General features: G+C 74.3%; 12 protein-coding genes and 1 riboswitch. Of the genes, 9 read left to right on the top strand and 3 right to left on the bottom strand.

What is annotated here, in order from left to right:
* Window positions 1–64 precede the first annotated feature (64 nt).
* Window positions 65–180, top strand: a riboswitch (SAM riboswitch).
* Between the two features lie 38 nt (window positions 181–218).
* The 6 genes from ACFLFB_RS12395 (at window position 219) to ACFLFB_RS12370 (ending at window position 7,928) form a co-directional block, all read left to right on the top strand.
* Window positions 219–1,598, top strand: a complete 1,380-nt coding sequence (locus ACFLFB_RS12395; RefSeq protein WP_392542488.1) for an aminotransferase class V-fold PLP-dependent enzyme — start codon at window positions 219–221, stop codon at window positions 1,596–1,598.
* A gap of 113 nt (window positions 1,599–1,711) precedes the next feature.
* Window positions 1,712–2,644 carry an acyl-ACP desaturase gene (locus tag ACFLFB_RS12390; RefSeq protein ID WP_392542487.1) on the top strand — a complete coding sequence of 311 codons (933 nt, stop codon included), beginning with the start codon at window positions 1,712–1,714 and terminating at the stop codon, window positions 2,642–2,644.
* Window positions 2,645–2,726: 82 nt separating this feature from the next.
* The gene (locus ACFLFB_RS12385) at window positions 2,727–3,656 is read left to right on the top strand and encodes a DegV family protein (protein ID WP_392542486.1); all 930 of its coding nucleotides are present in this window, start codon (window positions 2,727–2,729) and stop codon (window positions 3,654–3,656) included.
* Window positions 3,657–3,659: 3 nt separating this feature from the next.
* Window positions 3,660–4,259 (top strand): glycerol-3-phosphate acyltransferase, encoded by a 600-nt coding sequence (locus tag ACFLFB_RS12380; protein WP_392542485.1) that lies wholly within the window; start codon window positions 3,660–3,662, stop codon window positions 4,257–4,259.
* Between the two features lie 205 nt (window positions 4,260–4,464).
* Entirely contained in the window at window positions 4,465–5,517 is a 1,053-nt protein-coding gene (locus ACFLFB_RS12375) for a ComEA family DNA-binding protein (protein ID WP_392542484.1), read from the top strand.
* A gap of 8 nt (window positions 5,518–5,525) precedes the next feature.
* Complete coding sequence (locus ACFLFB_RS12370) at window positions 5,526–7,928, top strand: ComEC/Rec2 family competence protein (protein WP_392542483.1); 2,403 nt, start codon at window positions 5,526–5,528, stop codon at window positions 7,926–7,928.
* A gap of 9 nt (window positions 7,929–7,937) precedes the next feature.
* Here ACFLFB_RS12370 and ACFLFB_RS12365 read toward each other — a convergent pair whose 3' ends face one another.
* Window positions 7,938–8,891, bottom strand: coding sequence for a LysR family transcriptional regulator (locus tag ACFLFB_RS12365; RefSeq protein WP_392542482.1), 954 nt, complete (start codon window positions 8,889–8,891; stop codon window positions 7,938–7,940).
* Between the two features lie 120 nt (window positions 8,892–9,011).
* Here ACFLFB_RS12365 and ACFLFB_RS12360 point away from each other — a divergent pair, with 120 nt between their 5' ends.
* Together ACFLFB_RS12360 and ACFLFB_RS12355 are read left to right on the top strand one after the other, a co-directional pair.
* Window positions 9,012–9,872, top strand: a complete 861-nt coding sequence (locus ACFLFB_RS12360) for an NAD-dependent protein deacetylase (RefSeq protein ID WP_392542481.1) — start codon at window positions 9,012–9,014, stop codon at window positions 9,870–9,872.
* Between the two features lie 16 nt (window positions 9,873–9,888).
* The gene (locus ACFLFB_RS12355; protein WP_392542480.1) at window positions 9,889–10,389 is read left to right on the top strand and encodes a GNAT family N-acetyltransferase; all 501 of its coding nucleotides are present in this window, start codon (window positions 9,889–9,891) and stop codon (window positions 10,387–10,389) included.
* Between the two features lie 91 nt (window positions 10,390–10,480).
* Here the strand turns inward: ACFLFB_RS12355 and lexA are convergent, their stop codons facing one another.
* Window positions 10,481–11,203 (bottom strand): transcriptional repressor LexA, encoded by a 723-nt coding sequence (gene lexA / locus ACFLFB_RS12350; RefSeq protein ID WP_392542479.1) that lies wholly within the window; start codon window positions 11,201–11,203, stop codon window positions 10,481–10,483.
* A 249-nt stretch (window positions 11,204–11,452) separates the two neighbouring features.
* Here lexA and ACFLFB_RS12345 point away from each other — a divergent pair, with 249 nt between their 5' ends.
* Window positions 11,453–11,842, top strand: a complete 390-nt coding sequence (locus tag ACFLFB_RS12345) for a LysM peptidoglycan-binding domain-containing protein (protein WP_392542478.1) — start codon at window positions 11,453–11,455, stop codon at window positions 11,840–11,842.
* Window positions 11,843–11,997: 155 nt separating this feature from the next.
* Here ACFLFB_RS12345 and ACFLFB_RS12340 read toward each other — a convergent pair whose 3' ends face one another.
* Window positions 11,998–13,104: a winged helix DNA-binding domain-containing protein gene (locus ACFLFB_RS12340; RefSeq protein WP_392542477.1), complete on the bottom strand. Its 1,107-nt coding sequence runs from the start codon at window positions 13,102–13,104 to the stop codon at window positions 11,998–12,000.
* Window positions 13,105–13,187 lie beyond the last annotated feature (83 nt).

Genomic DNA, 13,187 nt, shown 5'->3' with positions numbered 1-13,187 from the left:
GCGTCTCGCGTCGTGGACCACGGATGACGCCCGCCCACCCGCCGCTCGTAGACTGCTCGGCGTAGGTCATGAGTGCTTGCGACAAGCCCCGGCTCGCAGGCCAGCAACCCTCCTCCGCGGTGGGGTGCTCCGGGTGACGACCTGGTCGGCGACCCCTCTGGTCACCGGCAAGCGCGGATCCCGGGAGCACCCGAGGTCCAGGACCTCCGGAGACCACCGTGTCGATCGCCAGCACTCCTCCCTCGTTCCACCGTCGCCCGTGGCTGCACGCCGTGCCCGAGCGCCTGCCCGGCGTGGTCCACGCCGACCTCGTGCCCACGCTCTCGGGTGACCACCTCGACTACGCCAACCTCGACCACGCCGCGTCCACCCCGGCCCTCGAGCGCGTCGTGCGGGCCGTCGAGAACGCCACGGCCACCTACTCCAGCGTCCACCGGGGCACCGGCTGGCTCAGCAAGGTCACGAGCGCCCACTACGAGGCCGCCCGTGAGGAGGTGGCGCGCTTCGTGGGCGCCCGCGAGGACGACGTCGTCGTCTTCACCCGCAACACCACCGACTCGGTGAACCTGCTCGCCCGCAGCCTGCCCCGCCACACGAACGTCGTCGTGTTCTCCACCGAGCACCACGCCTCCCTCCTGCCGTGGCGCACCCGCGACACCGTGCGCCTGCCCGTCCCCGGCTCGGCCCGCGACGCCGAGGTGCTCCTCGAGGACGCGCTGCGCCACCTCGACCGCGGCACCGTCCGCCGGCCGCGCCAGGCGCTGGTCGTCCTCACCTCGGCCTCGAACGTCACCGGCGAGCTGTGGCCGGTCGAGCGGCTCGCCGCCATCGCCCGACGCCACGGCGCCCGCGTCCTCCTCGACGCCGCGCAGTCGGCCGCCCACCGGACCATCGACCTCGGCGCCCTCGACGTCGACTGGGTCGCCTTCTCCGGGCACAAGCTGCACGCCCCCTACGGCACCGGGGTCCTCGCCGGCCGCCGCGACTGGCTCGATGCCGCCGCCCCCTACCTCGCCGGTGGGGGAGCCAGCGCCGAGGTCACCGAGACCGGCACCCGCTGGACCTCCGGCGCCGCCCGCCACGAGGCCGGCAGCCCCAACGTGCTCGGTGCCGTGGCGCTCGCCGCCGCCTGCGCCACCATCCGCGAGCACCGCGCCGTCATCGCCGAGCACGAGGCCCGCCTCGGCGACGCCCTGCTCACCGGGCTGCGCGGCATCGAGGGCGTGACCACCTACTCGCTGTTCGCCGACGACCACGACCGCGGGCCGGTCGTCACCTTCACGGTCGACGGCCTCGACAGCAACCTCGTCGCCGCGGCGCTGTCGGCCGAGCACGGCATCGGGGTGCGGGCCGGGAAGTTCTGCGCCCACCTGCTCGTCGACGCCCTCCTCGAGGAGGACCCGGACGACACGCCGCACGCCACCGCCGTGCGGGTGAGCGCCGGCATCGCCACCACCGACGAGCACGTCGAGCGGCTGCTGCGCGCGGTCGCCCAGCTGGCGGCCGAAGGGCCCGGCGCCGAGTACGTCGACGTCGCAGGTCAGGGCTGGGTGCCGGTCGACGACCCGCGTGAGCTCGACGTCGCGCTGCCCTGGTGACCCCGCGACCTCATCGGCGATTCACGCGTCACTGCTCTGGCGAGGGCCCCCTCGAGGGTGCAGGCTGAGGACCTGAGGCCGCGCCCCCGCGTGGCCGCGACGAGGAGGTCCGGATGACCGCGCTCGACACGACCCAGCTCCTGTCCGCGCTCGAGCCCGTGGTGGAGGAGAACCTCAACCGCCACATCTCGGTGGCGCAGGAGTGGATGCCGCACGAGTACGTGCCGTGGTCGCTCGGGCGGGACTTCAAGGAGCTCGGCGGCGAGCCGTGGTCGGTCGAGCAGAGCCAGCTGTCGCCGATCGCTCGCACCGCCCTCGAGGTCAACCTCCTCACCGAGGACAACCTGCCCAGCTACCACCGCGAGATCGACCGCGCGTTCGGTCGCGAGAGCGCCTGGGGGGAGTGGGTCAACCGCTGGACGGCCGAGGAGGGGCGGCACGCGTTCTGCATCCGCGACTACCTCTTGGTCACACGCGGCGTCGACCCCGACGAGCTCGAGCGCGCGCGCATGGACACGATGACCACCGGCTACGACTCGGGCGACAAGTCGCTGCTCAGCGTCTGCGCCTACGTGACGTTCCAGGAGCTGGCCACGCGCGTGTCCCACCGCAACACGGGGCGCTTCGCCGACGAGCCGATCGCCGAGAAGCTGCTCACCCGGGTGGCCAAGGACGAGAACCTCCACATGATCTTCTACCGCAACCTCATCCAGGCGGCGCTCGAGCTCTCCCCGAACCAGACGATGCGCGCCATCACCGACGAGGTGAAGGACTTCCAGATGCCGGGGTCGATCATCCCCGGCTTCGGGCGCAAGGCCGTGCAGATGGCCATGGCAGGGATCTACGACCTGCGGATCCACCACGACGACATCGTCGCGCCCATCCTGCGGCAGTGGGGGATCTGGGAGCTCGAGGGCCTCGACACCGAGGGCGAGACCGCCCGCGACGAGCTCGCCGCCGCGGTCAAGGCGCTCGACACCGAGGCGGCCCGCTTCGTGGAGAAGCGTGAGGAGCGTGCGGCCAAGAAGGCGGCGCGGATGGGGTGAGGCGGTCGTGGCCGTTGCGGCCGTTGCGGCGGTCGAGCCCGTCGTGCGCGGCCCGCGGGCTCGGGCCCACTAGCCTGCGGCTGTGAGCACAGCCCTCGTCACCGACTCCACGGCCTACCTGCCCGCCGACCTGCTCGAGGGGCTCGCGGTGGGTGTCGTCCCGCTGCACGTCGTCATCGGCGGCACGGAGCACGCGGAGGGTGTCGACATCGATGCCGGCGCGGTCGCCTCCGCGCTGCGCTCGTTCGTGCCGGTGTCGACGTCGCGGCCCGCGCCGGCGGCGTTCCTCGCCAAGTACGAGGAGGCCGCGGCGGCGGGGGCCACGGCGGTGGTGTCGGTCCACATCTCCGGGGACATGTCGAGCACGATCGGTGGGGCCGAGCTGGCGGCCGGGTCGTCGCCGGTGCCGGTGACGGTCGTCGACTCGCGGGCGCTCGGGATGGCGATGGGTCACGCCGTGCTGGCCGGGGCGCGCCTGGCTGCGCGCGGCGGGTCGGCCGACGAGGTGGCCGACGTCGTGCGCCGCACCTGCGCCGACTCCACGGTCGTGTTCTACGTCGACACGCTGGAGTACCTGCGCCGTGGCGGGCGGATCGGGAAGGCCGGTGCGCTGCTCGGGTCGGCCCTCGCCATCAAGCCGATCCTCGGCCTGCGCGACGGCCACATCGTGCCGCTGGAGCGGGTCCGGACGTCGTCGCGGGCGATCGCGCGTCTCGAGGAGCTGGCGGTGGAGGCGGCGGGGTCGCCGCCCGCCGGCGCCGACGGCGTGGACGTCGCGGTGCACCACCTGGACTCGCAGGAGCGGGCAGACCGGCTGGCCGAGCGGCTCGGGGCGCGGCTCGGTGGCGGGGTCGACGTGCGCGTGGTCGAGCTCGGCGCGGTCGTGGGGGCGCACGTGGGTCCGGGGACGCTGGCCGTGGCGGTCGTGCCGCGGTTCGTGCCCCTCGATGACGCGGGTGCTGACGGGTCCGACGCGGCCGACGCCGGTGACGGCGCCGAGGCGGCGCACTGACCGATGCCGTGGCTCGCCGTCCAGGTCGCGCTCGTCGCGGTCGTCTGCTTCTTCCTCGGGTCGGTCAACCCGGCCTCGCTGCTCGCGCGGGCGCTCGGGCGGGACCTGAGGTCGTCGGGGTCCGGCAACCCCGGCGCGACGAACGCCGGACGGGTGCTCGGGACCAAGTGGGGCGTGCTCGTCCTCGTGCTCGACGTCGGCAAGGCGTGGCTGCCCACGTGGGTCGTGCTGCGCTCGATGGGGACGGTGCCGGCGCTGGTCGCGGGGTTCGCGGTGGTGCTCGGGCACGTCTACAGCCCGTTCCTGCGCGGCAAGGGCGGCAAGGGCGTGGCGTGCGCGCTCGGGACGGTGCTTGCCGTCGAGCCGTTCGTCGCGCTCGGTGCGGTCGTCGTGTTCCTCGTGACCAAGACGCTCGTGCCGTTCGTGGGGGAGGCGTCGGTGGTCGCGGTCCTCGGGATCGGTGTCGTCGGCCTGCTCGGGGCGGTCGGTGTCGTGCCGGGGATCTCGGTGACCGTGGGGATCTGGCTGGTGCTCATCTCCGCGGTCGTGCTGTCCCGGCACCGGCGCAACATCCTCGCCTGGTGGTCCCGCCGCGTCCGCTGAGGCTGGTGCGCGACCTGTCGACCCACGCAGCTGGGCGGCGCCTCCCGATCTCGCGTCGGGCGCCCGATATCGGGTGTCATCCCGGAGGTCGGGTGCCCTGCTGCCCTCGGGGTCGCTCATCCACAGGGGCGGTCTGTCGGAGGGGTCGTCCACAGATCGACGACGGGGGAGGAGGCGGGCGACTGTCCCTGCCTAGCGTCGGTGCATGCCCCGACGACACCGCTCCGAGCCGCTCTCGCCACGAGCCGCTGCCCGGCTGCGGGCGCCCCGGCGCGGGTACGTCCCCACGGCTCGTGAGCTGAGCCCGAGCACCCGCTGGCCACCGGAGGACGCCGGGTCGCCGGCGAGTTCGCCGCTCGATGACGATCCGGGCCACCTCGCGATGGGCGTGCCGCGCCCGACGTCGGACGGCGCCTTCGCGGATTCTGAAGTCTCGGAGGCGGTTGGCGTCACGCTGCGACACCGCCCCTCCCGCGACGACGGCGGCTCGTGGGTGCCGGACGCGGAGACCGTGCGCGAGCGCAGGGGCCCGCGTTCGTGGTTCCGGCTGCCCGCGTCCTTCGTCGGGGCGCGGTGGGAGCCGGGACGCCTTGCCGTGATCGGGCTCGGCATCGCGGTCGCCCTTGCGGTGGCGCTGTTCGGGCTGCGGGTGGCGTGGGCGTCGGGCGACGGCACGATCCTCGCGCCGGGTGGCGGCTCGCGGGCGGGTCCGACGGGCATCTCCGCCGGCTCGGCGCCCGTCGGGGCGACACCCTCGGTGACGGCCGGCGCGGGGGCCACGCCGGCACCGGGGGCGAGCGCGTCGACGGGGGCTGCGGTCGTCGTGCACGTCGTCGGCCAGGTCCGCGCACCCGGGCTGCAGCGGCTGCCACCCGGCTCGCGGGTGGCCGACGCGGTCGCGGCCGCGGGCGGCGCCACGAAGAAGGCCGACCTCGCCCGGGTCAACCTCGCTCGCGTCCTCGTCGACGGCGAGCAGGTCGTCGTGCCCGCGCCCGGCGACCCGGACCCACCCGGCTCGCCGTCCGCGGGTGCGAGCGGAGGAGGAGCGGGTGCCGGTGGCGCGGGCTCGACCGTCTCCCTCAACACCGCCGACCTCGCCGGTCTCGACACCCTGCCCGGTGTCGGCCCGGTCCTCGCGCAGCGGATCCTCGACTGGCGCGCCGAGCACGGCCGGTTCACCAGCGTCGACGAGCTCGGTGAGGTGAGCGGCATCGGGGAGAAGCTGATGGAACGGCTCCGCCCGCTGGTGACCCTGTGAGGTCGCCCGTGGCCGACGTCGCCGAAGTCGCCGGCACGCCGACCGACCGTCGACAACCGAGGAGGGACGGCACGCGCACCCCCACCGACCTGCGGCTCCTCGGGCCGGCCGTCCTGGCGTGGGCGCTCGCCGCCGCCACGCTCGGGCTCGCCCCGACCGCTCACCTCGTCGTCGCGGCGTCCGCCGCTGTCGCCGGTGGGCTGGTGCTGGCGGTCCTGAGGCGGCGGGCCACGGCGTGGCAGTGGCCGGCCCTCATCCTCTGCCTGCTCGTCGTCCTGCTCCAGAGCGCGGCCGCCGGGCACGCCGTCCTGCGCGACCGTGGAGGCGTCGCGGCCCTCGCCGACGCCCGCGCCGTGGTCACCGCCGAGCTCGTCGTCACCGGTGACCCCGTCGTGCTCGCCGGACGCGGCGACAGCGCCCAAGTCCTGCGTGAGGCGACGATGCAGCGGGTCGACGCCCGCGGCGCCTCGAGGACCACGGCCGCGCCCGTCCTCCTCACCGGCGACGACCGGCTCGTTGCGCTGCCCTGGAGGTCGACCGTCCGGGTCAGCGGACGACTCGGCCCCACCGACCCCGCCGACGACCGGGCGGCCACCCTGTCCCTCAGCGGCGCCCCGCGCGTCATCGCCCCACCCGGAACGATCGCGGCCGCTGCCGAACGCCTCAGGGCCGGCCTGCGCACCGCTGTCGACCACGCCCCCGAGGATGCCCGCGGCCTCCTGCCCGGGCTCGTCATCGGCGACACGAGCCGCACGCCGGAGGACCTCACCGAGGCCATGCGCGCCACCGGGATGACTCATCTGACTGCTGTTTCCGGCAGCAACGTCGCGGTTGTCACCGGGCTCGTCCTCGGCCTGTGCATCCTCGTCGGGATCCCGCGGGCGCTGCGGCCGGTCCTCGCGATGGTGGCGCTCGCCGGGTTCGTCGTCCTCGCGCGCCCCGAGCCGAGCGTCGTCCGCGCCGCGGTGATGGGCGCGATCGGCCTCATCGGGCTGAGCCGCTCCCGCCGGTCGGCCGGCCCGCCCGTCCTCGGTGCGGCGATCATCGTGGTCCTCGTCCTCGACCCGTGGCTCGCCCGGTCCTTCGGCTTCGCCCTGTCCTCGCTCGCCACCCTCGGACTGCTCCTGTTCACCCGGCCGTGGGGCGAGGCCATCGGGACCCGCCTCCCACCTCGCCTGGCACCGCTCGGCCCGGCCCTCGCCGTGCCGGTCGCGGCGCAGGCGATGACCGCGCCGGTCATCGTCCTGCTCCAGGGGTCGGTCAGCGTCGTCGGCATCCTGGCCAACCTGCTGGCGGCACCGCTCGTCCCCATCGCGACGGTCGCCGGTGTCGCGGCCGCACTGCTCTCGGTCGTGTGGCCGGGCGGGGCGGTGCTCGTCGCGTGGGTCGGGATCGTCCCGACCACCGGCATCGCGCAGGTCGCGCGCCACTTCGCCCAGGTCCCCGGCGGCACGATGCCGTGGCCCGACGGCTGGCCCGGGGCAGTGCTCCTCGCCGGGCTGACCCTCCTCGTCCTGCTCACCGGCCGTGCCCTGGCCGCCGGCGTCGCGGCGCACCCGGCTCTCACCGTCGGCGCCGCGGTCCTGCTCGCCGCAGCCCTGCTGCCCACCAGGACGGTCACCTGGCCACCGGACGGCTGGCGGGTCGTCGTCTGCGACGTCGGGCAGGGCGACGCCGTCGTGCTCCGCACCGGTCCCGGGAGCGCGGTCCTCGTCGACACCGGTCCCGACCCGCCGCTCGTCGACGGCTGCCTGGACCGGCTCGGGGTCGCCACCCTCGACGCTGTCGTCCTCACCCACCTGCACGCCGACCACGTCGACGGCCTGGCCGGTGCGCTCGACGGGCGTACCGTGCGGCAGCTCCTCGTGGGCCCGGTCGCCGAGCCGGCCGCGGCCGACGTCCAGGTCCGGCGGCTCGCGGGACAGCGACACATCCCGGTGGTCGTGCTCCATGCCAGCGACCGGCTGCGCCTCGGTGAGCTCGACGCCGTCGTGTGGAGCCCGGTCCGCCGCATCGCCGCCGGTTCGGTCCCCAACAACGCGAGCCTCGTCCTCGCGGCCCGCACCGGCACGGTCGACGCCCTGCTCCTCGGCGACATCGAGCGCGAGTCCGCCCACGACCTCCTCCTGCGGCTGCGCCGGGAGCCGTCGATGGCCGCGGCCGCCCGCGGGTTCGAGGTCGTCAAGACTCCGCACCACGGCAGCGCCAACCTCGACGACGACCTGATGGCCGCGGTCCGCTCACCGCTCGGCGTCATCAGCGTCGGCGCCGACAACGACTACGGCCACCCGTCCCCGCGGCACCTCGACGTCCTGCGCCGCAACGGCTACACCGTCCTGCGCACCGACCGGGACGGCGACGTCGCCGTCGTCGAGCGCGGGGGAGTGGTCAGCGCGGTGACCACGCGATGAGGCCGGACCTCAGATGGACCAGGCGGGCTCGGGCGCCCTGACGGTCGGGGCCTTGGACTGCGACAGGGCCGACTCGGCGAGGGCGTCGAGCGTGGCCTGCACCGCCGGCACGCGCTGGAGGTCGGGGGTCGTCACGGCCATGATCGAGCGGCGCGAGGCGGGCGTCATCGGCAGGGCCACGACGTCGCCGTGGTGGACCGTGCGCAGGATGAGGTCGGGGATGAGCGCGACGCCCAGGCCCTCGGCGACCAGGCCCATGACGGCCACGTAGTCCTCGGTCTCGTACGCGACGTCCGGGCGGAAGCCCGCGTCGTGCGTGAGCTGCAGGAGGTGGCCGCGACAGCGCGGGCAGCCGGCGATCCACGGCTCACCCGACAGGTCGGCGAGGTCGACGTTCTCCTGCCCGGCGACCGCGTGGCCGGTCGGCACCGCGAGGCGCACCTCGTCATCGAGGAGGGGGGTGATGACGAACTGGTCGAGGTCCTCCTCGCCGCGGCCGAGGTCGGTGCCCTCGTAGGCGAAGGCCACTGCGAGGTCGCACTCGCCGGCCTTGAGCGCCGCGAGGCTCTCCGGCGGCTCGGCCTCGGTGAAGGTGATCTGGACGTCGGGGAAGCGCTGCTTCACCAGCGACAGCGCCCGCGGAACGAGCGTCGCCGACGCCGACGGGAAGGCCATGAGCCGCACCCGGCCGCTGCGCAGCCCGGCGATCGCGGCGACCTCCTCCTCGGCGGCGTCGAGCGCGGCGAGCACCGGGGTGGCGTGGCGCGCGAGCACCTGCCCGGCCTCGGTGAGCCGCACGTTGCGGCCCACGCGCTCGACGAGCACGGTGCCCGTGCGCTGCTCGAGGCGGCGGACCATCTGCGAGATCGCCGGCTGGGTGTACCCCAGCGAGGCGGCGGCAGCGGTGAAGCTGCCCTCCTCGGAGATGGCCTTCATGACCCGGAGTCCGGCGGCGTCGATCATGCGCAGACCATAACATCGCGTTATCACAAGGTGCTACCACCAAACGCCTCGTGATGCCGTCGCGCCGCACCTTCGACAGCACTCCGGCCCTCCACCCGCCGCGGGTGCGAGGATCGGGGCATGCCGGACGCCGCCGCGCTCGCCGCCCTCCTCACCGCGCACCCGGGGACCCTCGTGCTCACCGGCGCCGGCATGTCCACCGACAGCGGCATCCCCGACTACCGCGGCCCCGACGGCACCCGTCGCGTCATGCCGATGCAGCACGGCGAGTTCGTCGGCAGCAGCGAGGCCCGCCAGCGGTACTGGGCGCGCTCCTTCATCGGGTGGCAGCGGTTCTGGCACGCCGAGCCGAACGCGTCGCACCACGCGGTCGCCGCGCTGCAGCGCGCCGGTGTCCTCGGCCCGGTCATCACCCAGAACGTCGACGGGCTGCACCAGGCCGCGGGCAGCCGCGAGGTCACCGAGCTGCACGGCACCCTCGCCGAGGTCGTCTGCCTCACCTGCGGCGACCGGTCCGACCGCGACCTGCTCCAGGCCCGGATGGCCGAGGCGAACCACGGCTTCGAGCTGCTGGCCCAGGGCACGGCCCCCGACGGCTCCCGCGTCAGCAGCCAGATCCGCCCCGACGGCGACATCGTCCTGGCCGACGACCTCGTCCGGGGCTTCCACCTGCCCGCGTGCACGGTCTGCGGCGCCGACACCCTCAAGCCCGACGTCGTGTTCTTCGGCGGCTCGGTGCCGCGTGAGCGGGTCGACGCCTGCTACGCCCTCACCGACGACGCCCCCGCCCTGCTCGTCCTCGGCTCCTCGCTCGCCGTGATGTCGGGCCTGCGGTTCGTGCGCCACGCGTCCAAGCGCGGCATCCCGGTGATGGCCGTGACGCGCGGCCCGACCCGCGGCGACGACCTGATGACACTGCGCCTCGACGCGCCCCTCGCCCCCACCCTCGGCGCAGTCCTGCGCGACGCCGTCGCCGCCTGAGGAGCCCGCACCCCCCATGACGACGATCCGCACGGCCACCGCTGCCGACCTGCCCGCCATCGCGGCGATCTACAACGACGCGGTCGACCACGCGATCTCGACCTTCGACACCGTGCACCAGCCGCCCGAGCACTTCGCCGACCGCGTGGCCTCGACCCGACCCGGCGACCACGTCCTCGTCGCGCAGGACGGGGACGACGTCATCGGGTTCGCGTACGCCTCCACCTACCGGCCGCGCCCGGCCTACGACGGCAGCCGCGAGACGTCGGTCTACCTCCACGAGCGGGCGCGCGGCCGCGGCCTGGGCCGCGCCATCTACACCGAGCTCCTCGACCGCCTCGACGCCGACGGGGTCCACGTCGTCGTCGCCGTCATCGCCCAGCCGAACCCGGCGAGCGAGGCGCTACACGCGGCGCTCGGCTTCGAGCGGGTCGGGGCGCTGCGCGAGGTGGGCCACAAGTTCGGCGCGTACGTCGACACCGCCTTCTGGCAGCGCTTCGGCCCCGCGGCCCGCTAGGGAGGCGTCACACGGTGTGACGGCGCGAATCGGCCCGGCCGCGTCGGTGACGCAGCCGGGCCGAGGTAGCGGGTGAGGGGGTGCTTCGAGGTCAGATGCGGCGCAGGACCGCCGTGACCTTTCCCAGGATGGTCGCGTGGTCGCCGTCGATGGGCGAGAAGGCCTCGTTGTGCGGCATGAGCCAGACCTTGCCGTCCTTGCGCTTGAACGTCTTGACCGTGGCCTCGTTGTCGAGCATCGCCGCGACGATGTCGCCGTTGTCGGCGCTCGGCTGCTGGCGCACGACGACCCAGTCGCCGTCGCAGATGGCGGCGTCGATCATCGAGTCGCCGACGACCTTGAGGAGGAACAGCGAGCCCTCGCCGACGATCTGCCGGGGGAGGGGGAAGACGTCCTCGACGACCTCCTCGGCCGTGATCGGCACGCCGGCGGCGATCCGCCCCAGGACCGGGACGTAGGACGGCTCGGGGCGCTGGTCGTTGATGCCGGTGACGTCCTCGTCGTCGTGCTCGGCCGCCCCGCGGTAGCCGGGCTCGTCGCTCGCGGTGTCGGGGGAGATGACCTCGAGGGCGCGGGGCCGGTTGGGGTCGCGGCGCAGGAAGCCCTTGCGCTCGAGCGCGGAGAGCTGGTGGGCCACCGAGCTGGGGGAGGTCAGGCCGACGGCCTCGCCGATCTCGCGCATGCTCGGCGGGTAGCCGCGGCGGTCGATGGAGTTGCGGATGACCTCGAGGACCTTGCGCTGGCGGTGCGTGAGGGCGCCACCGTCTCCACGGTCGGGCATCTCGTGGATGTCGGCGTTCCTGGGACGTGCCATGTCGACCCCTTCGGTCTGGAACCACGGTGCCGAACCGACGCGGTTCGGCGTTTTCGCAGGTCAGGTGGTCTGTCGGTGGTCCCCGACAGGATCCTTCCCATGACCAGAGCGTACGCGGATCGTACACACGTTTCAAACATTTCTACGAGGCGTGTCTTGAACGAGTCGAACATCCGTGCTACAACTCGTACAGACGTTCTATCGAACACCGGTTCGACGGTGGCCCTGGCCGCCGGGATGGAGGACAGCATGAGTGCAGTTGCGTGGGACCCCGCAGACCTCGGGTACGGCGGTGCCGTGGCGCCGCGTCGTCCGCAGCTCGTCGTCCTCCCGGGCGGTGGCGAGGGGGGTGCGGCCGCCGGTGGCGCGGTGCGCATCACCCGTCGTGGCCGGCTCGCCCTCCTGGCGCTGGCCGTGGCCTCCGCCGCGGGCTTCGGCCTCACCGGGCTGACGGGTGCAGGGGCCGCCGAGGCGCCCCAGGTCGTCACCGTGGCGCCCGGACAGACCCTCTCCGAGATCGCCGCCACCCAGCTGCCCGACCTGTCGGTGAGCAACGGCATCGTCGCCATCCAGATCGAGAACCGGATGAGCACCGCGCAGGTCAGCGCCGGCCAGCAGCTCGTCATCCCGCGCGGCTGATCCCGCGCCCGCCGCACCGCCCGTCGAGGCGCTGCGGCCCCAAGGTCTGAGTCCCTCGACCCGACTCAGGAACGCCGAAGGGCGTCGTGTCCCGTGCAGGGAGCGCGACGCCCTTCGAGCCGTTCCGGGGGTGGTGCCGTTGACGGGCCCGGGGCTCAAGGGGCGGGGTGCACCCGTAGGTCGAGGGGGAGGGCGATGAAGACGCCCAGCGCGGTCGCGGCAGCGCCGACCTGGTCGAGCTCGTCCGCCGACAGCGACTCGTCGGGGAACACGTCGACGCTGACGGTCCCGGCCGCCACCTTGCGCTTCCAGATGCCGCAGTCCTCGCCGTCGACGACGAGGATGCCGCCCCCGGCCTCGGAGAGCAGCCGCTGCCGGGTCGCCTCGGAGGAGCGGCGGGGGAAGGCGGTGCGCGGGTAGGTCAGGCACACCTCGTCGAACGTCTGCAGCAGGAAGGCCCGCACCGGCCGGGTGGTGCGCGGCCGCGCCGTGGGGTCGAGCCACAGCGTCTCCCCGCCGAGCTCGATGCGCTCCAGTTCGGGCGCGAGGTCGGCCAGGGCGGCGCGGACCTGGCCGAGGGTGAGGGAGGACCAGCGCGCGAGGTCACGCTCGGACGCCGGACCGTGGCCGATGACGAAGCGCCGGGTCAGCTCGCGTCGTGCGTCGTCGACGTCGAACGCGTCGCCGGGCGCCGGCGGGACGGTCTCGTCGGCGAGCACGTAGGTGTGGGTCGTGCCGCGCGGTGGCCCGGAGCAGATGATGGCGCGCAGCTCGGCGAGGATCAGCTGGTGGGCCATCTGCTCGCCGCCGTGGGGGAGTCCACGCTCGGCGTAGGCGGCCGTGATCTCGGTGCGGGTCAGGGGCGTCGGCCCGGCGAGGAGCTCGTGCAACGCCTCGAGGGAACGGGCGGTGGTGCGGTCGTCGAGCTCCAGCCCACGGTGCCGCCCGGCGAGCGAGGACTCGATCCGCGAGCCCGTGGCGAGCTGGATCCAGCGCAGGTCCTCTGGCGCGACGAAGTGCCACGTGGGTCGCAGGATGTGGGTGCGCACCCAGCCGCCGGCGGCCTGCTCGGCGAGGACGCCGGCGTAGGTGGCCCCGGCGCGCATCCGCTGGCCGAGCGACCAGGCGGCGAGCGGTGCGTCCTGCGACTGCACGCAGGTGAGGAGGCTGACGGCCTCCGCCCCGGTGCGCAGACCGGCGGAGGTCAGGCGCTGCGTCGCGAGCCGACGACGGTTGACGTCGGCGAGTGTCGGGGTGCCCACCCGTCCATCCTGTCAGCGGCCACGGACCGGCCTGCGCGACACGGCGACTGGGACAGGTGTGACGGCTGGGACGAACCGCTCGG

It is taken from the genome of Oryzobacter telluris, assembly GCF_043099285.1.
Taxonomy (GTDB): domain Bacteria; phylum Actinomycetota; class Actinomycetes; order Actinomycetales; family Dermatophilaceae; genus Oryzobacter; species Oryzobacter telluris.
This window is presented reverse-complemented; position numbering and strand designations above follow the sequence as displayed.